At 44.2% G+C, this 24,388-nt stretch carries 21 protein-coding genes, 5 tRNA genes, 3 rRNA genes and 1 riboswitch; of the genes, 6 read left to right on the forward strand and 23 right to left on the reverse strand.

All coding sequences use genetic code 11. From position 1 onward, the window contains the following. Positions 1-10 precede the first annotated feature (10 nt). Both tsrA and OCU78_RS14175 read right to left on the reverse strand, forming a co-directional pair. Positions 11-292, reverse strand: a complete 282-nt coding sequence (gene tsrA, locus OCU78_RS14170) for an H-NS-like global regulator TsrA (RefSeq protein WP_137375531.1) — start codon at positions 290-292, stop codon at positions 11-13. Positions 293-397: 105 nt separating this feature from the next. Beyond that, positions 398-1,543 (reverse strand): multidrug effflux MFS transporter, encoded by a 1,146-nt coding sequence (locus OCU78_RS14175; protein WP_137375543.1) that lies wholly within the window; start codon positions 1,541-1,543, stop codon positions 398-400. Between the two features lie 156 nt (positions 1,544-1,699). On the opposite strand from OCU78_RS14175, the gene OCU78_RS14180 reads away from it, so the two are divergent. Both OCU78_RS14180 and OCU78_RS14185 read left to right on the forward strand, forming a co-directional pair. Continuing rightward, a complete protein-coding gene (locus tag OCU78_RS14180; RefSeq protein WP_137375532.1) occupies positions 1,700-2,641 on the forward strand; it encodes a LysR family transcriptional regulator in 942 nt (313 codons plus the stop codon). Positions 2,642-2,787: 146 nt separating this feature from the next. Further along, positions 2,788-4,578, forward strand: a complete 1,791-nt coding sequence (locus OCU78_RS14185) for an aminopeptidase P family protein (RefSeq protein WP_137375533.1) — start codon at positions 2,788-2,790, stop codon at positions 4,576-4,578. Positions 4,579-4,875: 297 nt separating this feature from the next. Here OCU78_RS14185 and thiH read toward each other — a convergent pair whose 3' ends face one another. The 11 genes from thiH to OCU78_RS14240 form a co-directional block, all read right to left on the reverse strand. Continuing rightward, complete coding sequence (gene thiH / locus OCU78_RS14190; RefSeq protein WP_137375534.1) at positions 4,876-5,988, reverse strand: 2-iminoacetate synthase ThiH; 1,113 nt, start codon at positions 5,986-5,988, stop codon at positions 4,876-4,878. Positions 5,989-5,996: 8 nt separating this feature from the next. Further along, positions 5,997-6,761, reverse strand: a complete 765-nt coding sequence (locus tag OCU78_RS14195) for a thiazole synthase (RefSeq protein WP_137375535.1) — start codon at positions 6,759-6,761, stop codon at positions 5,997-5,999. A gap of 2 nt (positions 6,762-6,763) precedes the next feature. Then, the gene (gene thiS, locus OCU78_RS14200) at positions 6,764-6,973 is read right to left on the reverse strand and encodes a sulfur carrier protein ThiS (protein WP_137375536.1); all 210 of its coding nucleotides are present in this window, start codon (positions 6,971-6,973) and stop codon (positions 6,764-6,766) included. Beyond that, a complete protein-coding gene (locus OCU78_RS14205) occupies positions 6,970-7,764 on the reverse strand; it encodes a HesA/MoeB/ThiF family protein (protein ID WP_137375537.1) in 795 nt (264 codons plus the stop codon). Before OCU78_RS14205 ends, thiS begins: the two co-directional genes overlap by 4 nt. Further along, complete coding sequence (locus OCU78_RS14210) at positions 7,754-9,049, reverse strand: thiamine phosphate synthase (protein WP_137375538.1); 1,296 nt, start codon at positions 9,047-9,049, stop codon at positions 7,754-7,756. The genes OCU78_RS14205 and OCU78_RS14210 overlap by 11 nt, the downstream gene beginning before the upstream one ends. Further along, entirely contained in the window at positions 9,049-10,998 is a 1,950-nt protein-coding gene (gene thiC, locus OCU78_RS14215) for a phosphomethylpyrimidine synthase ThiC (RefSeq protein WP_137375539.1), read from the reverse strand. Before thiC ends, OCU78_RS14210 begins: the two co-directional genes overlap by 1 nt. A gap of 134 nt (positions 10,999-11,132) precedes the next feature. Further along, a riboswitch (TPP riboswitch) is annotated at positions 11,133-11,231 on the reverse strand. A gap of 61 nt (positions 11,232-11,292) precedes the next feature. Beyond that, a complete protein-coding gene (gene crcB, locus OCU78_RS14220; protein WP_137375540.1) occupies positions 11,293-11,676 on the reverse strand; it encodes a fluoride efflux transporter CrcB in 384 nt (127 codons plus the stop codon). A 259-nt stretch (positions 11,677-11,935) separates the two neighbouring features. Next, positions 11,936-12,012: transfer RNA gene (locus OCU78_RS14225), tRNA-Trp, on the reverse strand. Positions 12,013-12,079: 67 nt separating this feature from the next. Then, positions 12,080-12,156, reverse strand: a tRNA-Asp gene (locus OCU78_RS14230). Between the two features lie 68 nt (positions 12,157-12,224). Further along, positions 12,225-12,340: ribosomal RNA gene (rrf, locus tag OCU78_RS14235) — 5S ribosomal RNA — on the reverse strand. Between the two features lie 127 nt (positions 12,341-12,467). Further along, positions 12,468-15,361 (reverse strand): 23S ribosomal RNA (locus OCU78_RS14240). A gap of 24 nt (positions 15,362-15,385) precedes the next feature. Between OCU78_RS14240 and OCU78_RS14245 the strand changes: the two genes are divergently transcribed. Next, positions 15,386-15,520 carry a hypothetical protein gene (locus OCU78_RS14245; protein WP_261856019.1) on the forward strand — a complete coding sequence of 45 codons (135 nt, stop codon included), beginning with the start codon at positions 15,386-15,388 and terminating at the stop codon, positions 15,518-15,520. A 207-nt stretch (positions 15,521-15,727) separates the two neighbouring features. On the opposite strand, the gene OCU78_RS14250 is transcribed toward OCU78_RS14245, so the two are convergent. The 4 genes from OCU78_RS14250 to OCU78_RS14265 all read right to left on the reverse strand — a co-directional run bounded on the left by OCU78_RS14250 (position 15,728) and on the right by OCU78_RS14265 (position 17,635). Then, positions 15,728-15,803 (reverse strand) — tRNA-Val (locus OCU78_RS14250). A gap of 32 nt (positions 15,804-15,835) precedes the next feature. Beyond that, positions 15,836-15,911, reverse strand: a tRNA-Lys gene (locus OCU78_RS14255). Between the two features lie 2 nt (positions 15,912-15,913). Next, a tRNA-Glu gene (locus OCU78_RS14260) sits at positions 15,914-15,989 on the reverse strand. Between the two features lie 91 nt (positions 15,990-16,080). Continuing rightward, a 16S ribosomal RNA gene (locus OCU78_RS14265) occupies positions 16,081-17,635 on the reverse strand. The 16S, 23S and 5S rRNA genes sit together here with 5 tRNA genes alongside, the layout of an rRNA operon. Before the next feature lie 573 nt (positions 17,636-18,208). Between OCU78_RS14265 and OCU78_RS14270 the strand changes: the two genes are divergently transcribed. Continuing rightward, positions 18,209-18,754: a gamma carbonic anhydrase family protein gene (locus OCU78_RS14270; protein WP_137375384.1), complete on the forward strand. Its 546-nt coding sequence runs from the start codon at positions 18,209-18,211 to the stop codon at positions 18,752-18,754. Here the strand turns inward: OCU78_RS14270 and OCU78_RS14275 are convergent. The 4 genes from OCU78_RS14275 to OCU78_RS14290 form a co-directional block, all read right to left on the reverse strand. Further along, positions 18,751-19,020 carry a DUF1488 family protein gene (locus OCU78_RS14275; RefSeq protein ID WP_137375385.1) on the reverse strand — a complete coding sequence of 90 codons (270 nt, stop codon included), beginning with the start codon at positions 19,018-19,020 and terminating at the stop codon, positions 18,751-18,753. The two genes, OCU78_RS14270 and OCU78_RS14275, sit on opposite strands and share 4 nt — an antisense overlap. Before the next feature lie 3 nt (positions 19,021-19,023). After that, positions 19,024-19,854 carry a shikimate dehydrogenase gene (gene aroE / locus OCU78_RS14280; RefSeq protein WP_137375386.1) on the reverse strand — a complete coding sequence of 277 codons (831 nt, stop codon included), beginning with the start codon at positions 19,852-19,854 and terminating at the stop codon, positions 19,024-19,026. 74 nt (positions 19,855-19,928) lie between these two features. Beyond that, positions 19,929-20,846, reverse strand: a complete 918-nt coding sequence (gene hemF / locus OCU78_RS14285; RefSeq protein ID WP_137375387.1) for an oxygen-dependent coproporphyrinogen oxidase — start codon at positions 20,844-20,846, stop codon at positions 19,929-19,931. A 19-nt stretch (positions 20,847-20,865) separates the two neighbouring features. Next, complete coding sequence (locus OCU78_RS14290) at positions 20,866-21,423, reverse strand: L-threonylcarbamoyladenylate synthase (protein ID WP_137375388.1); 558 nt, start codon at positions 21,421-21,423, stop codon at positions 20,866-20,868. 195 nt (positions 21,424-21,618) lie between these two features. On the opposite strand from OCU78_RS14290, the gene purE reads away from it, so the two are divergent. Both purE and OCU78_RS14300 read left to right on the forward strand, forming a co-directional pair. Then, positions 21,619-22,104, forward strand: coding sequence for a 5-(carboxyamino)imidazole ribonucleotide mutase (gene purE / locus OCU78_RS14295; protein ID WP_137375389.1), 486 nt, complete (start codon positions 21,619-21,621; stop codon positions 22,102-22,104). A gap of 5 nt (positions 22,105-22,109) precedes the next feature. Next, positions 22,110-23,240, forward strand: coding sequence for a 5-(carboxyamino)imidazole ribonucleotide synthase (locus OCU78_RS14300; protein ID WP_137375390.1), 1,131 nt, complete (start codon positions 22,110-22,112; stop codon positions 23,238-23,240). 87 nt (positions 23,241-23,327) lie between these two features. Here OCU78_RS14300 and OCU78_RS14305 read toward each other — a convergent pair whose 3' ends face one another. Together OCU78_RS14305 and OCU78_RS14310 are read right to left on the reverse strand one after the other, a co-directional pair. Beyond that, a complete protein-coding gene (locus OCU78_RS14305; RefSeq protein ID WP_137375391.1) occupies positions 23,328-23,897 on the reverse strand; it encodes a DNA topoisomerase family protein in 570 nt (189 codons plus the stop codon). Between the two features lie 12 nt (positions 23,898-23,909). Further along, a complete protein-coding gene (locus OCU78_RS14310) occupies positions 23,910-24,386 on the reverse strand; it encodes a DUF494 family protein (protein ID WP_137375392.1) in 477 nt (158 codons plus the stop codon). Between the last annotated feature and the right edge of the window lie 2 nt (positions 24,387-24,388).

Below are 24,388 nucleotides of genomic sequence, written 5' to 3' on the forward strand. Positions count from 1 at the left end.
TCTAGTTTAACTACTTATTTAAGAATGCTTGCAGCTCTTCTGCTGAAATACCTTGCTCAGCCAACTGCTTTGCTAGCAGCTGAACCTTCTCGCCCTTACGAGCTTCAATCACACGCTGAAATTGATACACAATATCTCTTAACGTGTCGATCGGCACCTGTTTTGCGGCACTGCGAATACGCTCTTCACTTTGGTTACCAAGTTCAGCAAGAAGCTTACCAAACATGATTTTTTCAGGAGCATCTTCCATCTGCTCTAAAACACGAGCCATTTCATAAGTTGTTAATGACATTTACTGTAATATCCGTTGTGATTTACACATTTGATCGAACGACAAATATACACCTGTTTCGCCTTTGGTAAAACAGGCATTCACATATTTACCGTCAAACGGACATTATACTTTAGCCAAAGTCGCATGCCATGTTTTGCCCACTTTACTAAGCAGTATGAATAGTGCTGGGACAATGATAAGCATGTGCATGGCAATCATAATTGGTGGCTCAAGGTTCATTCTTTGCATTGTGCCAACTAAGAAGCCAGAACCACTCATTTGGAATAAACCTAGAAGCGCTGCTGCAGTACCCGCTCTGTCACCAAATGGTTCAAGCGCTTTGCCAGCTGCCGCGCCTAAAATCCAAGCGAAGCCAACAGAAGACAAAAAGATAGGTAGCATAAACGCTATGGCTGTTGCTTCATTCGCTAGAACCAACATGAGAATACCTGCAAAACCAAGAGTACTAATACCCACAATTAGCGCTCCATAGGTACCAAACTTATCCATGAATCTAGGTGCCGAGAATGCTGCGATAATATTAATAAGTGCATTAATACCAAACCAGAAAGTAAACTCATTCATACTCATGCCTAGTTGTTCCATCAGAACCACAGGGGCTGAAGTCACGTAAGCCAGTATCACTGCCATAGCCAACATACATAAGCTTGCATGGAAGATAAATGATGGCGTTCTTAATACAGACCAATAGCGCTCAAGTTTGAACACCGCCACTTTTTCTGTTGCTGGGTTAGTCTCTTTCATTTGGAAGAATAAGATTGAACCGACCACTACAGCAAAACCAGCCATGAAACTAAAGTTAGAACGCCAGCCAAATTCTTGAGTTAACCAACTTCCCAGAATGGGAGCAAGTGCAGGGATAAAACAGATAGCACCATTCAAGTAGCTAATCATCTTGCCACTTTTCTCTGGACCAAAAATATCGCGAACTGTTGCAAAAGCAGCTACAGAAGTCGCACAAGCTCCTAAGCCTTGCAGCAACCGAGCAATCAGCATCATATCAATTGACTGAGCGGCCCACGCCAAGCAAGCACTCAGTGCATAGATACTGATCCCTCCTAATGCAACAGTTCGACGACCGAGTTTATCTGCCAATGGACCAGCAAAGAGTTGCCCTACGCCCATAGCAAATAAGAACCAAGTAATCGTATCTTGAGCCAATGCATGTTCCACGTGAAACGCCGCTGATATTTGAGGTAACGCTGGCAAGTAAATATCAATAGCTAGAGGGCTAAATAGCACTAGCATTGCAAGCAGAGCGACCTGTAATTTACTGTTAGTCTGAGGCGTAGTGGTTGACACAAGATTCTCCCGAATTCGTTTAAGTCCGGCGAGAATACGCTAGTACTGATATGAATGAAAATGGCATATACTCATTAGTATTATTCCAAAATGGAAATATGCATGAATCTTGAGAAACTGGCTCGTATCGACCTCAATTTATTAGTGTGCTTGCAGGTTCTACTTGAGGAACTTAGTGTTACTAGAACAGCGCATCGTTTATGCCTAAGCCAGTCGGCAGTTAGTAAGTCACTTGCGAAGCTTCGAGAACAATTTAATGATCCTTTATTTACTCGGAGTGCTCATGGGTTACGCCCAACACCGAAAGCCTTATTTCTAAAACCAAAACTAGAGACACTTATCAATCAACTCGAGGTTTTGACTCAACCAGAAACTTTCACTCCATACAATAGCGACCATAGCTTTCACATTGCAGCAGTCGAGAGTGTTTACCCATTAATATTGCCTCACTTCTTACCCGCTATTTTCCGACAAGCACCTAAAGTAAATATTAATACCCATGCTTGGAACGAACAAACGTTCAGAAAATTGCAAATGGGTGAATTGGACATTGGCTTAACCGGTAAAGATATAGACATCAATGATGCAAGGTTAACCATGCTCCCTCCTGACGATATCTGCGAACAAGAAATTTATCGCGATGCTCAAATGTGCGTATTAAGGCGCAACCATCCAGCTCTAGAGCAAAAATGGGATCTGGCAAACTACTTAGCACAAAGACATGTGCAAGTGAGATGTGATGGGAGTGATCGCTGGCTTTTAGATTACAAACTGGCGGATCTTGGTCACCAAAGAGATATTGCCATTTCAGTCCCTGATTTCAACAGCGCTGCTAGCTTGTGTACTTATACTGACTTTGTCTTTACTGCTCCTAGCCACTTTACTGATCTTGTCGCAAAACAATTAGATTTGGTTGTCGTGCCTTTACCTATGGAATTCCCACCAATGGCATATACTTTGTTCTGGCATAGAGACAGAGAAAATGACCCTGCTCTGAGTTGGTTACGAAATATCATCAAAGAAAAAACATTACATCTTAGGTAAAAATAGCGCTTAGCATTTGCAGCTTTGGAACAAAAAAGATAGCTTAATGCCCATTACACCGATTCATATTACGCTGTATAGCGAGTCACATAGCGCTATACAGCGAAGGTGCTAACAAGGACCTCAACAACAAGGATAAGATACCAATGCACACTATCACTGCTGAACGCGTTAACGCGGTTCGAGTTTGGCTTGAGACCAATCAATACGATGCTTTAATTATTCCTCATGAAGATGAGTATTTAGGGGAATATGTTCCTGCACACAACGAACGCCTTCACTGGTTAACAGGGTTCACGGGCTCAGCCGGTGCTGCAATCATCACTCGTGATACTGCTGCGATGTTTGTTGATGGTCGCTATACGGTTCAAGTTCGTAAACAAGTCCCAGCAGAAGTATTTGAGTATCGTCATCTTATTGAAGAACCCGCTCTCGATTGGGCAGTCCAAACATTGCCAGCAAATAGCAAAGTAGCCTTTGATCCAAGAATGCACACTGCCGCTTGGTTGAAAGCCGCTCAGGCGAAACTCGCAGGTAAACTTGAACTCGCAACTTTAGCGTCAAACCCAATTGATGAGCTTTGGGCTGATCGCCCTGCTCCTATCGTTTCTGATGTACGCTTAATGGCGACAGAATCAGTTGGACAGTCAAGTACAAGTAAACGTGCAGAAGTAGCAGAGCTATTAGCAACCAAAGAATCAGATGCTGCAGTGCTAACGGAACTTGATTCTATTTGTTGGTTATTGAATATTCGTGGCTTAGATGTATCACGTCTTCCTGTTGTTCTTTCTAACGCGATTATCCATGCCGATCAAAGCGTGGACTTCTTCCTAGATCCTGCACGCATTCCAGCAGGATTCGAAGAGCACGTTGGTCAAGGTATTCGAGTTTCTCACCCATCTGAACTTCAAAGCTGCTTAGAAAAGCTAGCAGGTAAACGAGTATCTGTAGATGCAGGTACAAGTAACGCTTGGTATACACTAGTACTTCAAAATGCAGGCGCAGAGATCATTGAAGCTGCAGACCCATGCCTAATGCCAAAAGCCGCAAAAAATGATGTGGAAATTGCAGGTATGAAAGCGTGTCACATTAGAGATGGCGCTGCTATGGTTAAGTTTCTTTCTTGGCTAGATGCTGAGGTTGCTGCAGGTAACCTTCATGATGAAGCGGTACTTTCAGACAAGCTAGAAGCAATTCGCTTCCAAGACCCAACCATAAAAGATTTAAGCTTCGACACTATCTCTGCTGCTGGCGGTAATGCTGCAATGTGCCACTACAACCATGAGAACCAACCTGAACCAGGTAAGCTAGAGCTGAACACGCTTTACCTTGTTGATTCAGGCGGTCAGTATCTAGATGGCACAACAGACATCACTCGTACTATCGCAATAGGTCAACCAACTAAGGAAATGATCAAGCAATTCACTCTGGCTTTGAAAGGTCACATAGGTATTACTCGCGCTCGCTTCCCTCAAGGCACTCGTGGCTACCAAATTGATATTCTTGCTCGTCAGCACCTATGGGCAGAAGGTTTTGATTATGACCATGGAACAGGTCACGGAGTTGGTCACTTCTTAAGTGTTCATGAAGGGCCTCAAAGCATCTCGAAAAAGCTTATCGATGTCCCTCTTGTGAAAGGTATGGTTCTTTCAAACGAACCAGGCTACTACCGAGCTGAAGAGTTTGGTATTCGAATTGAAAACTTGGAGCTTGTTGTAGAACTACCGACTAACGGCGACTTTTCTGTCCTTGCTTTTGAATCTTTAACTCGTTGTCCTATCGATAAACGCAATATCAATGTCGATATGCTGACTCGCCCGGAACTTGCATGGTTAAATGAATACCACCAAAAAGTATGGAATGATGTAAGCCCGCTTGTTGAAGGTGATACTTTAGAATGGCTACACCAATCGACCTCACCAGTTGAGCATTCATAATCTAGTGAATACCAATTTAATATAACAAGCAGCATTACTTAATGCGCTTAGACTTTATTTAATACGTTCAAGCTTTATTAGATTCGATCAGGTTTTAAGTGTTTGAAAGTCTATATTGAACCAGATACAAAAACGGCTACCAATTGGTAGCCGTTTTATTTGGGTAACAATGTTCCACGTGAAACATTACAGGTAACTATCGTTGCTAATGACAGATAACTTGTCGCTGAGAATATATTACTAGTAATACCAAACCACTACGTTTATACAAATTTAGCGACTGAATAATTGATCTCGTTATCCTGAATAACCGCTATGCCAATCCTTCCAAACTGGATCAAAGCCTTTCTGTCTAATCATTGACTCTACCGAAGCAGCACTACGCTCATCACTTATCTCAAACTGCTCAAGCTCGGAATCTTCTAATGCATACCCTCCAGGTTGAGTCTTTGAGGCTGCTGACATGCTGGTGATGCCAAGGGGCAATACATTATCTCTAAAGTGAGCAGATTCTCGTGTTGAAAGAGATAGCTCTACTTCAGGATTCAATAAGCGATAAGCACAAATCAACTGAACCAACTGCTTGTCTGACATGACAGACTTAGGCTGTAACCCACCCTCACAAGGTCTCAAACGAGGGAAAGAAATTGAGTATCGAGTTTGCCAATAAGTACGCTCTAAATAATCTAAATGCGCGGCGACATAAAAACAGTCTGTTCGCCATTCTTCCAAACCAATAAGAGCACCAATGCCAATCTTATCTATACCTGCTTTCGCCAATCGATCTGGTGTATCAAGACGAAAATCAAAGTCAGTCTTATTACCACGTAGATGATGTTCAGCATAAGTACTAGGATGATAAGTTTCCTGATACACCATCACTGCATCCAAGCCTAACGTTTTGAGTTCTGCGTATTCATCCTGCTTAAGCGGCTGAACTTCCATCGCTAAATAGTTAAACTGGTTTTTAATCGTTGGTAGGACTTCTCTGAAATACTTCATCCCTACTTTTGTTTCATGTTCACCCGTGACGAGCAAAACACTGTCAAACTTCATCCCTTTAATCGCAGTAATTTCCGCATTAATTTCATCAAGATTAAGCGTGCGACGTTTAATACGGTTCTCCATTGAGAAGCCGCAATAAGTACAAGCATTCGCACATAGGTTTGATAGATAAAGCGGAATATACAGAGACATTGTATTACCGAACCTTTGACGTGTTAATGCCAAAGACTGTTGTGCCATCTGCTCTAAGTAAGGTTCCGCTGCTGGTGAAATCAGAGCTTTAAAGTCTTCAAGACTTCGCTTTGGAGAAGCGAGCGCGCGTTCTACATCCTTTGCTGTTTTACTATAAATTGAAAGCCCAATATCATCCCAATTCAGCTTTTTAAACTGATCAACAAAACTCATGTTGGTCCTTACTCATTCAGAAATGAGGTCAGTGGGCTTGATGCTACAGCATGGGAAACTTGACCCGCTAAGCCAGATTGATATGCCATTCGTCCAGCCTCCACTGCTAACTTAAAAGCAATAGCCATTTCCACGGGGTGATTCGAAGAAGCAATAGCAGTGTTAACCAAAACGGCATCCGCCCCCATTTCCATCGCTTTCGCAGCATGTGAAGGCGCACCGATACCAGCATCAACAATGACTGGTACGTTTGCTTGATCAATAATAATTTCGATGAAATCTGAAGACACAACACCTTTGTTTGAACCAATAGGTGCACCAAGAGGCATCACTGCTGCGCAGCCTACTTCCTCTAAACGTTTACATAGAACAGGGTCTGCATGGCAATATGGCAAAACGACAAAACCATCTTTAACCAATTGTTCAGCCGCAGCTAATGTTTCAATAGGGTCTGGTAGTAGATATTTTGGATCTGGGTGAATCTCTAATTTAAGCCAATTAGTACCTAAAGCTTCACGAGCTAGATGCGCAGCAAAAATTGCGTCCTTCGCATTTTTAGCACCTGATGTATTTGGAAGAAGGTTTACTCCAGCATCCAAAATCGGGCGTAAGATATCATCATCTTGGGAATGAATATCTACTCTCTTGAGTGCCATTGTAGCTAACTGAGACCCCGATGCTTTTATCGCTTCTGCCATTACTTGGTTATTTGAAAACTTTCCCGTGCCCGTAAACAGGCGAGATTCAAAAACTTTATCCGCTATAGTTAACATGTTTATCCGCCTGCGATCGCTTGAAAAAGAGAAATTGAATCACCGTCATTCATGACCGTTTGTTGCCATTGGTTACGTGGAATAACGGTATTATTTATTGCAAAGACGCAGCCAAAATCAGGAAGAGATAAAGCTTTAATGATGTCAGCAAGTGACGAATGGCTTTCTACCGTTTCGAACTTTTCGTTTATTTTAATTGTTATTTGATTCACTCAATAACCTCACTTTCTTTCTCAGCTAAGCTTTTTTGTTCATTGCATACTGGGCAACTTACATCTTTCTGCATAGACAGGTTCTGCCAATTCATCGTTTTGCCATCAAACAGCTTAAGTTCATGGCTAGGTACAATGAACTCGCCCATCGCTAACTTCTGTATCGCGGCAAGTGCTTGGAGGTTGCCCATAGTTCCTACTACAGGTCCTACAATTCCAGAATCTGAACAGCGCTGCCCTTCCACATTTTCATCAAATGGAAATAAGCAGCGGTAGCAACCTGAGTCTCTTGAATGCTCAAAATCGAAAACAACAAACTGGCCATTCCAACCTATTGCTGAGGAAGAAATCAGTGGTGTTTGATTTCGAAAGCAAGCGCGATTGATTTGCTGCCTTGAAGGGAAATTATCAGTGCAGTCAAGAACTGCATCGGCAAGCATGACTTCTAAGGATAATTGCTGATAATCAGCCTTCTTAGTCAACACCCGAACTTTGCAGTCAGAGTTAAGCTTTTGGATACGATTAGCCAACGCCTGTGTTTTCGTTTGACCAATATCGTCATCCTGAAAAGCAACTTGTCGCTGTAAGTTAGATGATTCAATTACGTCGTCATCAATCAAAACCAGCTTTCCAATACCTGAAGCTGCAAGATAAAGCGCTGCAGCGTTACCTAACCCACCACATCCAATAACAAGAACATGACTCTTCAGCAGTTTTTCTTGCCCACTCTCACCAAATTCAACTAAGGATACTTGCCTTTGATAACGAGTGAATTGCTCATCACTCAGCATGACTGATCTCCAAAGGTTGATGAACAAAAGTTGGTTTCTGGATTTCTTGGCGAGGGTTTTTATTGATCAGATCATCAAAAAAATTGACGACGTCTTTTGGCGAATCAGCCAAAGTTATCGCTCGAACCACAGCTAAACTAGATACACCACAGTCCCAGACTTCAGGTGCTGTATGTTGATCTATACCGCCAATGGCGACAGTCGGGTAACCCAATGTAGTTTGTGAATAAGGGATCGTATCAATCAACTGTTGATATAAACCTAAACGAACGAGACCTTGTGGCTTCGAGGGCATTTGCTTTGTAGTAGTTGGAAAGATATGACCAAGGGCAATATAGCTTGGGTTGATTTGTATAATCCGAAGTAACTCATAATAGCCATGTGTAGAAAGCCCCAGTCTAATTCCAGCCTCACTCAGCTGTAATAAGTTTGACTCTTCAATATCTTCCTGCCCCAAATGCACTCCGAATGCTTGGTGTTTAAGTGCCAGCTTCCAGTAGTCATTAATAAAGACTTGAGCCTGATACTTTTGACCCAGACAGATCGCTTGCTTGACTTGTTTTTCAAGATCGGCTTGATTCGGATTTTTTATTCTGAGCTGAATAGTTTTAACACCTAACTTCAGCAACGTTTCAATCCAACTTACGTCGTCTACTACGGGGTATAGCCCTAAGCTAGATTTAATCAGGCTTGGGAAAGTCAGCGGATTGTTCGAGTGCGCCCAACCAACATGTATTCCTAGCCTCTTATCTTCAAGAATAGGAACTGGGAATACGTCGAAACTATTTGGCCATGTTTCACGTGGAACATTAGAAGCTGCGTTAGCAATGACCAAAGCATCTTCAATGGGGAAATCTAAAGCGAGTAAAGTAACAAACCAAGATATATGTCTATAGGTATCTACGTCATTCGGTTTTCTAGATGTATGAATAGCTCGGTTACCATCAAGAGTCGACCATATATCCAGTCTTCTATCCGTATCTTTCAAGCCAACAAAAATACTTTGCTCACTTGAACTTAGACGCTCTAATAACACATCAAAGGGTATTGTTTGATTGTACTCAAGGACAAAATCTTCTACGGAGCGATTAAGCTCAAATCCACCGTCATTGAATCCAATGTTAGTGGTGCTATCTTCTTCAACTAAAGAGAAATACGGAGTTGGACTTACACCCAACTCAACATGATTAATTGCAAAGTCTTGTTGCTTCGCAATTAATAAACAGTGTTGTATCTCTCCCGTTAGCTCAACAATTTGAGTAGGGATTAATATTTTCACTGTGATTAGTCCTCTAGCTGAGCCTCTTTGTCGGAAACTGCGAGATGGTATAGCTCAGATCCTGTCTCTCTAAATTCCTGCGATTTTTTACGCATACCTTTTAGTGGGTTATCCAGCATTTTGATTTCAATCGCTTGATCAGCCGCTACTTGCTTTGAATCTTTTGCATACTCACGAACTTCTTGAGATATCTTCATTGAGCAGAATTTAGGACCACACATAGAGCAAAAGTGCGCAACTTTACCAGACTCTTGAGGTAAGGTTTCATCATGGAATGCTCTTGCCGTATCAGGGTCTAGACCTAAGTTAAACTGGTCCTCCCAACGGAATTCAAAGCGTGCTTTTGATAGTGCATTATCACGAATCTGTGCTCCTGGGTGGCCTTTTGCTAAGTCTGCAGCATGTGCAGCAAGCTTATATGTAATCAAACCCGTCTTCACATCTTCTTTATTTGGTAGCCCTAAGTGCTCTTTCGGTGTTACATAGCAAAGCATCGCACAGCCGTACCAACCAATCATTGCAGCACCAATACCAGAGGTAATATGATCGTAGCCTGGGGCAATATCAGTAGTAAGTGGACCTAGCGTATAGAATGGAGCTTCATGACAATGCTCTAACTGCTCATCCATATTCTCTTTAATCAGATGCATTGGAACATGACCAGGACCTTCAATGATCACTTGAACATCATACTCCCAAGCCACCTTAGTTAACTCACCTAAAGTACGTAACTCTGAGAATTGAGCCTCATCATTGGCATCTGCAATAGAGCCTGGGCGTAAACCATCACCTAATGACAGAGCAACATCGTACTTTGCACAGATTTCACAGATTTCACGGAAATGGGTATAAAGGAAGCTTTCTTGGTGGTGAGCAAGACACCATTTCGCAATAATAGAACCGCCACGAGAGACAATACCTGTCACACGCTTAGCAGTCATTGGAACATAGCGCAGTAGTAAGCCAGCGTGAATAGTAAAGTAGTCAACACCCTGCTCTGCTTGTTCAATCAGCGTATCACGCATGACTTCCCAATTAAGATCTTCAGCAACGCCATTAACTTTTTCAAGGGCCTGGTACATTGGAACGGTACCAATCGGCACAGGGCTGTTACGTAGTATCCATTCTCGAGTTTCGTGAATATTACGTCCAGTAGACAGATCCATCACAGTGTCGCCGCCCCAACGAGTTGACCATACTAACTTCTCAACTTCCTCTTCAATTGAGGAGCTCACTGAAGAGTTACCAATATTAGCATTCACTTTCACTAGGAAGTTTCGACCAATGATCATTGGCTCTGATTCAGGGTGGTTAATATTTGAAGGGATAATAGCTCGTCCTTCAGCAACTTCTTTTCGAACAAACTCAGGGGTAATTTCTTTAGGTAGATTGGCACCAAAACTGTGTCCAGGATGTTGATGGTTTAGCTGTTCATCTGCAAACTTTTGACGCCCCATATTCTCACGAATGGCAATGTATTCCATTTCAGGAGTAATGATACCTTGTCGAGCATAGTGCAACTGTGTAACACAACTACCTTCAGTAGCACGCCTAATACGTGGTAGATTTCCATAACGTAGGTCATCGAGAGTCTCATCCTCTAACCTCTCCTTCGTATATACAGAACTTACGTCATCAAGTAATTCAGTATCGCTTCTTTCCTCAATCCAATTCTCTCTTAGCTTAGAAAGACCGCTGTAAAGGTCGATATCATGACTTGGATCGGTGTAAAAGCCTGAGGTGTCATAAACTTGAATAGGCTCATTAGGCTCAAATATAGGGGCATCTTTAGTACCTCCGACTAAGCTGTCAGCCAAAGATATTTCACGAACAGGTACTTGGATATCTGGGCGTGAACCTTCAATATAAGTTTTATTAGAGTTTGGGTAGGGTTGTACTGAAAGTGAATCAATAAATTGCTTCGCTTCCAATCTTGATTGTTTACGGCTCGACATAGCATTCTTCCTTGTTTGTTTTTTAAAACAAATATTTATTTTGGATAAAAATGCTTGGCGGATTAGATGCTACAAGAGGGATCACGCGCCTATAATTCAGCTGTGATCTAAGGATAGATTGACTAGAAACTAGTTAGATATCTACTCTTGTTCCCTTCGCAGGTATTAGCCTGATCAGGTTCAACGGATCCCGTATTAACGGTCTCAGCCATATGGCACTCCGACAAGTGATATCGAGTATATAAAATCAACTTAGATAAACCAAGCGACCTGTTAGATTTGTTGTAACTAAAGTTAAGATTTAATTAAAAGCTGGAAGCCAATCCATGCTGCGGAGATACTTAATACGACATTAAGTAAAACATTCAGACCCATCTTAAAAAAAGCGCCCTGCTGCATCAGTAATACATTATCCATAGAGAAGGTTGAAAAGGTAGTTAATGCACCAAGGAAACCTAAACCGATAATCTGTCGCCACGGTTCTGTAGCAAGTAGCTCATTTTCAAATGCAGCGATTAATAACCCCATGATAAACGAGCCAATAACATTAACCGTTAAAGTTCCGTATGGAAAACCTCGCCCAAATAATGCGACGCAAAGTTCTGATATTAGATAGCGTGAGCATGCACCAAATGCACCACCCACAGCGATAAAGCCCAAAATTGATAATTGTCCCATAGCTCCCCCCATTAAATTACTTGCTACATTCTAGCTTTTAGCTAAATAAAATCGAGTAAACAACATAAGATTATTCAGATAATTTAAAAAGTTACAGCTGTCACGTTAATCGTAGTTTCAGTAATAAGTAAGTTTCTTGATCAAGGAGTTGGATCCAGCTGGCGAGTAAAACGGAATGGATGAGTATTAAGATAGGAATCAACTATTTTCTTCCATATAGAAAAAAAGCTCATACTGAAAAGTATGAGCTTTTTTAATATGGCAGGGGTGGAGAGATTCGAACTCCCAACACGCGGATTTGGAATCCGCTGCTCTGCCAATTGGAGCTACACCCCTAAAATTTTTCTAACATAAGTTAGATTCGAAAAAAGCCTTGCATGTAGCAAGGCTTTTTCCTAAATAGTGGCGGAGTGGACGGGACTCGAACCCGCGACCCCCGGCGTGACAGGCCGGTATTCTAACCAACTGAACTACCACTCCGCAGTGGTCAACTCACTAAGTGAGCGTCCATATCTCCAGGTTGGTCAACCTAAAGATTATAATTTAAAGCCTGGCGATGTCCTACTCTCACATGGGGAAGCCCCACACTACCATCGGCGCTATTGTGTTTCACTTCTGAGTTCGGCATGGGATCAGGTGGGTCCACAATGCTATGGTCGCCAAGCAAATTTTGCTTTTACTTCCAGTTTTAAAAACTGAAGGCAAAATAATCTGGAAAGCTGTTTTTGTTCTCTTCAAACTCATTCAAGGTCTGGTATTTCTATGAGTCCACAAAACCCCTTGGGTGTTGTATGGTTAAGCCTCACGGGCAATTAGTACAGGTTAGCTCAATGCCTCGCAGCACTTACACACCCTGCCTATCAACGTCGTAGTCTACGACAACCCTTAAGGACGCTTAAAGCGTCAGGGAAAACTCATCTCAAGGCTCGCTTCGCGCTTAGATGCTTTCAGCGCTTATCGATTCCGAACTTAGCTACCGGGCAATGCCATTGGCATGACAACCCGAACACCAGAGGTTCGTCCACTCCGGTCCTCTCGTACTAGGAGCAGCCCCTTTCAATTTTCCAACGCCCACGGCAGATAGGGACCGAACTGTCTCACGACGTTCTAAACCCAGCTCGCGTACCACTTTAAATGGCGAACAGCCATACCCTTGGGACCGACTTCAGCCCCAGGATGTGATGAGCCGACATCGAGGTGCCAAACACCGCCGTCGATATGAACTCTTGGGCGGTATCAGCCTGTTATCCCCGGAGTACCTTTTATCCGTTGAGCGATGGCCCTTCCATTCAGAACCACCGGATCACTATGACCTGCTTTCGCACCTGCTCGAATTGTCATTCTCGCAGTCAAGCGGGCTTATGCCATTGCACTAACCACACGATGTCCAACCGTGTTTAGCCCACCTTCGTGCTCCTCCGTTACTCTTTGGGAGGAGACCGCCCCAGTCAAACTACCCACCAGGCACTGTCCGTAATCCCGATTCAGGGACCGACGTTAGAACATCAAGCATACAAGGGTGGTATTTCAAGGACGACTCCATCACATCTAGCGACGCAATTTCATAGTCTCCCACCTATCCTACACATGTAGGGTCAATGTTCAGTGCCAAGCTGTAGTAAAGGTTCACGGGGTCTTTCCGTCTAGCCGCGGGTACACTGCATCTTCACAGCGATTTCAATTTCACTGAGTCTCGGGTGGAGACAGCGTGGCCATCATTACGCCATTCGTGCAGGTCGGAACTTACCCGACAAGGAATTTCGCTACCTTAGGACCGTTATAGTTACGGCCGCCGTTTACCGGGGCTTCGATCAAGAGCTTCGACCGAAGTCTAACCCCATCAATTAACCTTCCGGCACCGGGCAGGCGTCACACCGTATACGTCATCTTACGATTTTGCACAGTGCTGTGTTTTTAATAAACAGTTGCAGCCACCTGGTATCTGCGACTCTCGTCTGCTCCATCCGCAAGGGACTTCACTGATAAGAGCGTACCTTCTCCCGAAGTTACGGTACCATTTTGCCTAGTTCCTTCACCCGAGTTCTCTCAAGCGCCTTGGTATTCTCTACCCGACCACCTGTGTCGGTTTGGGGTACGATTTCTTATAATCTGAAGCTTAGAGGCTTTTCCTGGAAGTATGGCATCAATGACTTCACTACCGTAGTAGCTCGACATCGTATCTCAGCGTTAATGAAAGTCCGGATTTACCTAAACTTTCCGCCTACGTACTTGGACCTGGACAACCGTCGCCAGGCTCACCTAGCCTTCTCCGTCCCCCCATCGCAATTATAAGAAGTACAGGAATATTAACCTGTTTCCCATCGACTACGCCTTTCGGCCTCGCCTTAGGAGTCGACTTACCCTGCCCCGATTAACGTTGGACAGGAACCCTTGGTCTTCCGGCGAGGGAGTTTTTCACTCCCTTTATCGTTACTCATGTCAGCATTCGCACTTCTGATACCTCCAGCAGCCCTTACAGACCACCTTCAACGGCTTACAGAACGCTCCCCTACCCCACATACCCTAAGGTACGTAGCCGCAGCTTCGGTGTATAGCTTAGCCCCGTTACATCTTCCGCGCAGGCCGACTCGACCAGTGAGCTATTACGCTTTCTTTAAATGATGGCTGCTTCTAAGCCAACATCCTGGCTGTCTGAGCCTTCCCACATCGTTTCCCACTTAGCTATACTTTGGGACCTTAGCTGGCGGTCTGGGTTGTTTCCCTCTCCACGACGGACGTTAGCACCCGCCGTGTGTCTCCCGGATAGTACTTACTGGTATTCGGAGTTTGCAAAGGGTTGGTAAGTCGGGATGACCCCCTAGCCTTAACAGTGCTCTACCCCCAGTAGTATTCGTCCGAGGCGCTACCTAAATAGCTTTCGGGGAGAACCAGCTATCTCCAGGTTTGATTGGCCTTTCACCCCTAGCCACAAGTCATCCGCTAATTTTTCAACATTAGTCGGTTCGGTCCTCCAGTTGATGTTACTCAACCTTCAACCTGCCCATGGCTAGATCACCTGGTTTCGGGTCTAATCCTAGCAACTGTACGCCCAGTTAAGACTCGGTTTCCCTACGGCTCCCCTAAACGGTTAACCTTGCTACTAAAATTAAGTCGCTGACCCATTATACAAAAGGTACGCAGTCACACCACGAAGGTGCTCCTACTGCTTGTACGTACACGGTTTCAGGTTCTATTTCACTCCCCTCACAGGGGTTCTTTTCGCCTTTCCCTCACGGTACTGGTTCACTATCGGTCAGTCAGTAGTATTTAGCCTTGGAGGATGGTCCCCCCATATTCAGACAGGATATCACGTGTCCCGCCCTACTCGATTTCACTGATTATGATGCGTCGGTTACGGGGCTATCACCCTTTGTTGCGACACTTTCCAGAGTCTTCACCTGCATCATTAAAAGCTTAAGGGCTAATCCAATTTCGCTCGCCGCTACTTTCGGAATCTCGGTTGATTTCTCTTCCTCGGGGTACTTAGATGTTTCAGTTCCCCCGGTTTGCCTCCTGTTGCTATGTATTCACAACAGGATACTTACTTATGTAAGTGGGTTTCCCCATTCAGGAATCCCAGACTCAAAAGGTTATTACTACCTAATCTGGGCTTATCGCAAGTTATTACGCCTTTCATCGCCTCTGACTGCCAAGGCATCCACCGTGTACGCTTAGTCACTTAACCATACAACCCGAAAGGGTCTTGTGTATGGCAACTAACCAAGGTTTTGGTTGTCATCAAGAAGGGTTAATTCTTGATAACTGTTTGCCGGACTCAATTGTGAATCAAACTAGGTTTGATTCGAATACAAGACACTTGAATGTGTTTGTTGTGTTTATCTAGTTAAAGATAAACATTGAGAACTTTTAAATTTGATTGAATTACTCGTAAGTAATCAATCAGTCAGCTTTCCAAATTGTTAAAGAGCATGAGACTTTAAGAACCAGTGTTCTAAAATTCACATTTTCTAAAGACTCTCAGAATCAAACATACCAACCAACGACAAATGAAGTGGTTTGGATATGAATATAACCAAGAATATTTAGAGAATGGTGGGCGATACCGGGCTCGAACCAGTGACCCCCTGCTTGTAAGGCAGGTGCTCTCCCAACTGAGCTAATCGCCCACGATAGTTTTAATTCCTTCGCGGAGAAAGAATGGTGGGTCGTGCAGGATTCGAACCTGCGACCAATTGATTAAAAGTCAACTGCTCTACCAACTGAGCTAACGACCCAATGGTATCCCGTAGGGGAGTCGAACCCCTGTTACCGCCGTGAAAGGGCGGTGTCCTAGGCCTCTAGACGAACGGGACACTGGATATTGAAGAACTTGGGAGTTCTTCGTCTCTTTTACTTTTTAAACCTAATCAATCTGTGTGGGTACTCATCAACGATATCTTCGTATAAGGAGGTGATCCAGCCCCAGGTTCCCCTAGGGCTACCTTGTTACGACTTCACCCCAGTCATGAACCACAAAGTGGTGAGCGTCCTCCCCGAAAGGTTAAACTACCCACTTCTTTTGCAGCCCACTCCCATGGTGTGACGGGCGGTGTGTACAAGGCCCGGGAACGTATTCACCGTGACATTCTGATTCACGATTACTAGCGATTCCGACTTCATGGAGTCGAGTTGCAGACTCCAATCCGGACTACGACGCACTTTTTGGGATTCGCTCACTATCGCTAGCTTGCTGCCCTCTGTATGCGCCATTGTAGCACGTGTGTAGCCCTACTCGTAAGGGCCATGATGACTTGACGTCGTCCCCACCTTCCTCCGGTTTATCACCGGCAGTCTCCCTGGAGTTCCCGACATTACTCGCTGGCAAACAAGGATAAGGGTTGCGCTCGTTGCGGGACTTAACCCAACATTTCACAACACGAGCTGACGACAGCCATGCAGCACCTGTCTCAGAGCTCCCGAAGGCACACCTGCGTCTCCGCTGGCTTCTCTGGATGTCAAGAGTAGGTAAGGTTCTTCGCGTTGCATCGAATTAAACCACATGCTCCACCGCTTGTGCGGGCCCCCGTCAATTCATTTGAGTTTTAATCTTGCGACCGTACTCCCCAGGCGGTCTACTTAACGCGTTAGCTCCGAAAGCCACGGCTCAAGGCCACAACCTCCAAGTAGACATCGTTTACGGCGTGGACTACCAGGGTATCTAATCCTGTTTGCTCCCCACGCTTTCGCATCTGAGTGTCAGTATCTGTCCAGGGGGCCGCCTTCGCCACTGGTATTCCTTCAGATCTCTACGCATTTCACCGCTACACCTGAAATTCTACCCCCCTCTACAGTACTCTAGTTCACCAGTTTCAAATGCAGTTCCGAGGTTGAGCCCCGGGCTTTCACATCTGACTTAATGAACCACCTGCATGCGCTTTACGCCCAGTAATTCCGATTAACGCTCGCACCCTCCGTATTACCGCGGCTGCTGGCACGGAGTTAGCCGGTGCTTCTTCTGTTGCTAACGTCAAGAGATAAGCGTATTAAGCTTACCCCCTTCCTCACAACTGAAAGTACTTTACAACCCGAAGGCCTTCTTCATACACGCGGCATGGCTGCATCAGGCTTTCGCCCATTGTGCAATATTCCCCACTGCTGCCTCCCGTAGGAGTCTGGACCGTGTCTCAGTTCCAGTGTGGCTGATCATCCTCTCAGACCAGCTAGGGATCGTCGCCTTGGTGAGCCATTACCTCACCAACTAGCTAATCCCACCTAGGCGTATCCGGTAGCACAAGGCCCGAAGGTCCCCTGCTTTGCTCCGTAGAGATTATGCGGTATTAGCCATCGTTTCCAATGGTTATCCCCCTCTACCGGGCAACTTCCTAGGCATTACTCACCCGTCCGCCGCTCGACGCCCAACAAATCATCCGAAGAGTCAATGTTGTCGTTTCCGCTCGACTTGCATGTGTTAGGCCTGCCGCCAGCGTTCAATCTGAGCCATGATCAAACTCTTCAATTTAAGATTTTGTCGGCTCAATGAATACTGACTTCAAAACTAATATTTACCGAAGTAAACATGTAATTCTAAAGCTATTACCATTCCAACAGAATGGTAATGAATTGACTGTGCCAAAATTAAGTAAACTTAATTTTGTATTGGTCACTCAGTTCATTGAAACCAAATTGATTTCCGAAGAAATCTTGCTTTGCTAATGCAAAACAAATTTTGATATTCATCAACGAGTGCCCACACAGATTGATAGGTTTAAATTGTTAAAGAGCTTTTCCTTTTTGAGCTTCGCTCAAATCGGACGGTCATTTTAGCTATTTAAGTTTTAGTGTCAACCACTTTTTTCAAAACTCTTTCAAGCGCTTGGCTTGGCTAATTTGACTGGTTAATTCGTTCTGGTTTCCTAAGAAGCCTTCCCGTTTCAACGAGGTCGCATTATAGAGATTGCGATCACATTGGCAAGTTCTTTTTGAAGTTTTTCTTACTTTTTTGATTGTTCGAGCATTTTTTGTTCAAAACATCCCATTTTCACTAGTATTCCTCTTAATTAAGGGCTTATGGTGCCTATATAAAGGAGGATTTATGAGTTCAATACGCAGTTATAAAGGAATATCACCTCAAATAGGGCAAGCTGTCTATATAGATACAAGTTCTGTACTGGTTGGTGATATCAAAGTCGGTGACGATTCGAGTGTATGGCCTTTAGTTGCAGCCCGAGGGGATGTGAACCATATCCATATTGGTGATAGAACTAACATTCAAGATGGCAGTGTATTACATGTTACCCATAAGAATGCTGAAAACCCTGAGGGTTATCCTCTATTAATAGGTAATGATGTCACTATTGGACATAAAGTAATGCTGCATGGCTGCACTATCGAGGATCGCGTTTTAGTTGGCATGGGTGCCATTGTACTTGATGGTGTCGTTATTAAAGAAGAAGTAATGATTGGTGCTGGTAGCTTGGTACCGCCTAATAAGGTACTTGAAAGCGGTTATCTGTATGTAGGAAGCCCTGTAAAACAAGCACGCCCATTAAATGATAAAGAGCGTGCCTTTTTACAGAAATCAGCTGACAACTATGTTCAGAATAAAAACGACTATCTAGACTCTGTACTTCCAGTCTAAAGCACCTTGATCTGAATCCGATTAGAGGAGTCATACTCCTCTTCTTCTATGAGTTCTTCCACCAGCTCTTCAATATCAAAACGTAGCTCTGAAAAGATAACTAAAGCTTGTTCTCCACCTTCTACCCCTTTACCAGCCAATTGTGATAATTCTTCAATAGCCATGACACATTCAATCAGAGCGCCTGACTGTTGTGCAGGGAAGATAATAGATTGACTCGCTTCATCCCAATCTTGAATATCTGGAAATAGGATTGATTGATTCACCTTTTATACCTCTAAATTTTTACGTAGTTCTCTTAATACCTGTTTAGAACCAGGGCGTAACCCTCGCCATAGCATAAAGCTTTCCGCAGCTTGACCTACTAACATGCCTAATCCGTCATAAGCAGCATGAACTCCATTATCTAGAGCCCATTGATTGAATACCGTATTTCCAGATCCGTAGACCATGTCATAGACGACACTATTGGTATTAAAAATCACATCCGAAACTTCAGGAAGCTGACCACTTAGACCAGACGAAGTAGAGTTAATAATCACATCAAACCCTTCATTAACATCACTTAACCCCACCCCCTTGATGTTTCCATACGAAAAAAACATTTCAGCCAATAGTTCTGCCTTTGAACGGGTTCGGTTAGCGACCACCAATTGTTGCGGTTTTTGGTCAAGAAGAGGTTGAATTACACCTCGCGCAGCGCCACCAGCGCCAAGCAAAAGAATACGAGCTCCTTCTAACACCACTTTCTGCTGAAGAAGGTCTTGAACTAAACCCTCGCCATCAGTGTTATCACCGATGATTTCTCCATCATCTAACTTCTTAAGTGTGTTTACGGCACCCGCTAGTTCAGCCCTTTCAGTCAGGCGGTTAGCGAACTGATACGCATCTTCTTTAAAAGGCGCAGTGACGTTACACCCCCTACCACCGTCATTAAAAAAAGCTTTAGCAGCAGCGATAAATTGGCCACTATCTGGCTGTAATGCAGTGTAGGTAAGTTGCTGATTGGTTTGACGGGCAAACAAGGTATGAATAAAAGGCGATTTGCTTTGCACAATGGGGTTGCCGAAAACGGCATAACGATCTACTTGCTGTGTCATATCCTTACCTAACAGAAATAAAAAAGGTCATCTATACAGATGACCCTATCACTATCCCAATAAGGAAGGAAGAACTACCAAACTCGAGGCTTTAGGTAGTCGCTATAAAGCAAAGCTTCTGGTGAACCCGCTTGTGGTTCGTAGCGATATTCCCAACGGGCTAATGGTGGCATCGACATTAATATAGACTCTGTACGACCACCACTTTGTAAACCAAATAAGGTACCACGGTCATAGACTAGGTTAAATTCGACATAGCGACCACGACGATAAAGTTGGAAGTCACGCTCGCGCTCACCGTAAGACGTTTCTTTGCGGCGCTCTACAATGGGTAGATAGGCAGCTGCAAAGCCTTCACCAACTGCCTGCATATAAACAAAGCTCTTATCGAAACCCCATTCATTCAGATCATCAAAGAACAGACCACCAACACCGCGTGTTTCGTCTCGGTGAGGCAGATAGAAGTATTTATCACACCACTCTTTATGTTCTTGATAAACATCATCACCAAACGGCGCACAAAGATCTTTCGCGGTTTGATGCCAAGATTGGCAGTCTTCATCAAAAGGATAAAATGGCGTTAAGTCAAAACCACCGCCAAACCACCAAATCGGGTCTTCCCCTTCTTTTTCCGCAATAAAGAATCGAACGTTGGCGTGTGAAGTTGGGATGTATGGGTTTTTAGGGTGGATAACTAATGAGACCCCCATAGCTTCAAACTTACGTCCGGCTAACTCAGGGCGATGAGCTGTGGCTGAGGCAGGCATTGCCTTACCTGCGACGTGAGAGAAATTAACCCCACCTTGCTCAAAGACCGCACCATTGGTCATCACACGAGTTCGACCACCGCCACCAAGACGTTCGCCAGGTTCACGTTCCCATGCATCTTCTTCAAACAGTGCTGCGCCATCAGCTTGCTCAAGCTGTTGGCAAATCGAATCTTGTAGGCTCAGTAAAAACTGTTTTACTGCTTCTTTATCAATTGCTGACATCTTACTTCCTTTGCAGGGTTTAACCCTGTCTTAATATTTTCGACGTTTTTGCATCTCTAATTTCACTTGGTTTCTCACGGCCACCCGTTTGACCTTCTAGAATCGCAACTAAGTGTTGACCTAGTTGCTGTTGAACTTCTTCAGTCGTCATACAAGGCGGCTCGCCAGTCAGGTTGGCACTGGTAGAGGTTAACGGCTTACCGAATGCATTACACATCCTTTGAACCAAAGGGTGATCAGTCACTCGTACCGCGATGGAATCAAACTGGCCACTTACCCAGTCAGTGACTTTACTGCTGGTTGGCATAATCCAAGTGACCGGGCCAGGCCATGTCGCTTTGACCGTCGCTAATTGGTCATCGGTTAGTTGGCTTTCATCAATATAAGGCAATAACTGCTCGTAACTTGCTGCTATTAAGATCAAGCCCTTTTCAATCGGGCGCTGTTTTAACTCGAGTAATTTCTTGATGGCTTGTGGATTATCAGGATCACAACCGACCCCAAAAACGCCTTCGGTCGGGTAAGCAATGACTTCACCTTGTTGTAATGCCTGCAAAGTATGTTGAAAGTTATCCACGGGTTGCCTCATTAATTCAGTTATCGAACTCGGTAAGTGTACAAATTATCATTCACTGTGACTAAAGCTATTTGTTTATAAAATGTATCAATTAACAACTCAGACTGACGCAAACGTTTTCCTTAAGCCATTTTACCCGTATAATGCGCGCAAAATATCTAATCACTAATTAAATCGTACCTGAAGGAGTTTGAGATGACTGTCGGTATTATCATGGGTTCTAAATCTGATTGGCCAACAATGAAGCTAGCTGCAGAAATGTTGGATCAGTTTGGCGTGGCGTACGAAACAAAAGTGGTTTCTGCTCACCGCACACCTCAATTGCTTGCTGACTACGCAACCAGTGCGAAAGAGCGTGGTATTAAAGTAATTATTGCAGGAGCGGGCGGGGCTGCACATCTTCCAGGTATGGCTGCAGCTTTCACAAGCGTACCTGTTTTGGGTGTTCCTGTTCAGTCTAAAGCACTAAAAGGCATGGACTCTCTGCTTTCTATCGTACAAATGCCAAAAGGTATCGCTGTAGGTACTTTGGCTATCGGTGAAGCTGGCGCTGCCAATGCTGGCATCCTAGCCGCTCAAATCATTGGTACACACAATGAAGAAATAATGGCGAAAGTAGAAGCGTTCCGCTCTGAGCAAACAGAAACGGTTCTTGCTAATCCAAACCCTGCAGAGGACTAATTCCCATGCATGTTCTTGTGTTAGGCGCGGGCCAACTTGCTCGCATGATGTCCCTAGCGGGGGCACCACTGAATATTGAAATTTCTGCTTTTGATATCGGCAGCAAAAATATTGTTCACCCATTAACGCAAGCGATTCTAGGCAATGGTTTAGAAAATGCGATTGAGCGTGCGGACGTCATTACTGCCGAGTTCGAACATATCCCTCACGATGTACTTGAGGTATGTGAGCGCAGCGGTAAGTTCTTACCGACAACAGAAGCAATCAAAGCCGGCGGTGACCGTCGCCTTGAAAAAGCCCTGTTAGACGAAGCAAGCGTGAAAAATGCTAAGTACTACGTGATTAACTCTCGCGAAAACTTTGACGCTGCGATCGCTCACGTTGGCTTACCAATGGTATTGAAGAGCACACTTGGTGGCTACGACGGCAAAGGTCAATGGCGCTTGAAGACATTAAACAATGTTGACGCAACTTGGACAGAAATGGCTGAGTGCATTGCCGCAACAGACAACCAAGCGATTGTAGCTGAAGAGTTCGTTCCATTTGACCGTGAAGTATCACTGGTTGGTGCTCGTGGCGCTAATGGCGAGATTCAAGTGTACCCATTGGCTGAAAATGTTCACACCGATGGCGTGTTGAGCTTATCGACAGCGATTGATGACATTGAACTGCAAGAGCAAGCGAAAACCATGTTCACCGCCATTGCAGAACGCTTAGATTACGTTGGCGTACTAGCACTTGAGTTCTTTGATGTTCAAGGTTCACTGCTGGTTAACGAGATTGCACCACGTGTTCATAACTCTGGCCACTGGACGCAACAAGGCGCTGAGACTTGTCAGTTTGAAAACCATCTACGTGCCGTATGTGGAATGCCACTAGGTAGCACTAAGCTGGTTCGCCCAACCGCAATGATCAACATCCTTGGCGAAGATACTCTACCTGAAGAGATTTTGGCTCAAGGTGGTTGTCATGTTCATTGGTATGGCAAAGAGAAGCGCGCAGGCCGTAAGATGGGCCACATAAACGTGAGTGCTGACTACAATGCAGAGCTGCAAAGAGCGTTATGCTCTCTGGCAGACATTCTCGACAGACAAGCCTACCCTGCTGTGCATGAATTTGCAGAGAAGATGAAGTAAATTTACATCGTCGACTTGATATAAAAACGGCGCTCATTGAGCGCCGTTTTTATATTTCTGATCATTCGCTTACTGTGATTTATATTACTACTGAGATTGAATATGATGACACTTGCGATCAGCACATTGCTTCTTGGTACCATTGGCTGTTTTCTTCTCAAGTAACAACGGGAACTGACACTCTTCACAACGACCTATAATGGGTGGCTGATTAACTGCGAACTTACACTTAGGGTAGTTATCACAAGCATAGAAGGTTTTGCCATAGCGAGATTTACGCTCAACCAAGTGGCCTCGTCCACATTCAGGACAACCAACCAAAGGCTTTTCTTCAATCTGCTCTTTAGGCTGATCTAACGACTCAATATGATGGCATTCAGGGTAATTACTGCACCCGATGAACATCCCAAATCGTCCTTGCCTTAATACCAACTCATTCTGGCATTCAGGACATGGGACTCCAAGTTCCTTAACCACATGACCATCATTTTGATGTAATGGTTTGATGTAATCACAACTTGGGTAAAGCTTACAGCCTAAAAACGGACCGTGCTTACCATGGCGAAGCTGAAGCTCTCCACCACATTGAGGGCATGGATCATGCTCTAATGCATGTTCATGTGCTGAAAAAAGTTGGTTATCAATCTTACTGCTCATCTTACGCCTGTATTAATGCAAGATACCTTGCTCTTTGGTGTACAGCAGCTCTTCCATTTGCGTATACGCACTTTCATTACCAGGCACATTAAACAGTACCATTAAAATAATCCACTTCAGATCATCCAGCTCAAATTCGTTTGTTTCCAAACCCATTACGCGATCAATCACCATCTCGCGAATTTCGGTCGTTAATACGTTGATCTGCTCTAGGAATAATAAAAACCCACGACATTCCAAATTAATTCGAGACACTTCTTTCTCGGTGTAAACTCGCATCGATGTTGTCGAACATGTCGCGATTGCTGCTTGGTTATCTGTTTCTTGCAATGCAGCAAGCTCTTCTAACCAATGGAGAGCTTTGTATATATCACTTTGATTAAAACCAGCTCGAAGCAATTCATCTTCCAGCTCATCTTGATCCACTTGCAATTCAGAATCGCTATGGATGTAGGTTTCAAACAAGTACATCAGTATGTCCATCATCATAG

The sequence above is a fragment of the Vibrio gallaecicus genome (assembly GCF_024347495.1).
Lineage (GTDB): Bacteria > Pseudomonadota > Gammaproteobacteria > Enterobacterales > Vibrionaceae > Vibrio > Vibrio gallaecicus.

Coding starts and splice junctions, on each gene's coding strand:
- tsrA (WP_137375531.1), bottom strand. CDS start 292: ATGTCATTAACAACTTATGAAATGGCTCGTGTTTTAGAGCAGATGGAA.
- OCU78_RS14175 (WP_137375543.1), bottom strand. CDS start 1,543: ATGCTAGTGCTATTTAGCCCTCTAGCTATTGATATTTACTTGCCAGCG.
- OCU78_RS14180 (WP_137375532.1), top strand. CDS start 1,700: ATGAATCTTGAGAAACTGGCTCGTATCGACCTCAATTTATTAGTGTGC.
- OCU78_RS14185 (WP_137375533.1), top strand. CDS start 2,788: ATGCACACTATCACTGCTGAACGCGTTAACGCGGTTCGAGTTTGGCTT.
- thiH (WP_137375534.1), bottom strand. CDS start 5,988: ATGAGTTTTGTTGATCAGTTTAAAAAGCTGAATTGGGATGATATTGGG.
- OCU78_RS14195 (WP_137375535.1), bottom strand. CDS start 6,761: ATGTTAACTATAGCGGATAAAGTTTTTGAATCTCGCCTGTTTACGGGC.
- OCU78_RS14205 (WP_137375537.1), bottom strand. CDS start 7,764: ATGCTGAGTGATGAGCAATTCACTCGTTATCAAAGGCAAGTATCCTTA.
- thiC (WP_137375539.1), bottom strand. CDS start 10,998: ATGTCGAGCCGTAAACAATCAAGATTGGAAGCGAAGCAATTTATTGAT.
- crcB (WP_137375540.1), bottom strand. CDS start 11,676: ATGGGACAATTATCAATTTTGGGCTTTATCGCTGTGGGTGGTGCATTT.
- OCU78_RS14245 (WP_261856019.1), top strand. CDS start 15,386: ATGGCAACTAACCAAGGTTTTGGTTGTCATCAAGAAGGGTTAATTCTT.
- OCU78_RS14270 (WP_137375384.1), top strand. CDS start 18,209: ATGAGTTCAATACGCAGTTATAAAGGAATATCACCTCAAATAGGGCAA.
- aroE (WP_137375386.1), bottom strand. CDS start 19,854: ATGACACAGCAAGTAGATCGTTATGCCGTTTTCGGCAACCCCATTGTG.
- hemF (WP_137375387.1), bottom strand. CDS start 20,846: ATGTCAGCAATTGATAAAGAAGCAGTAAAACAGTTTTTACTGAGCCTA.
- purE (WP_137375389.1), top strand. CDS start 21,619: ATGACTGTCGGTATTATCATGGGTTCTAAATCTGATTGGCCAACAATG.
- OCU78_RS14300 (WP_137375390.1), top strand. CDS start 22,110: ATGCATGTTCTTGTGTTAGGCGCGGGCCAACTTGCTCGCATGATGTCC.
- OCU78_RS14305 (WP_137375391.1), bottom strand. CDS start 23,897: ATGAGCAGTAAGATTGATAACCAACTTTTTTCAGCACATGAACATGCA.
- OCU78_RS14310 (WP_137375392.1), bottom strand. CDS start 24,386: ATGATGATGGACATACTGATGTACTTGTTTGAAACCTACATCCATAGC.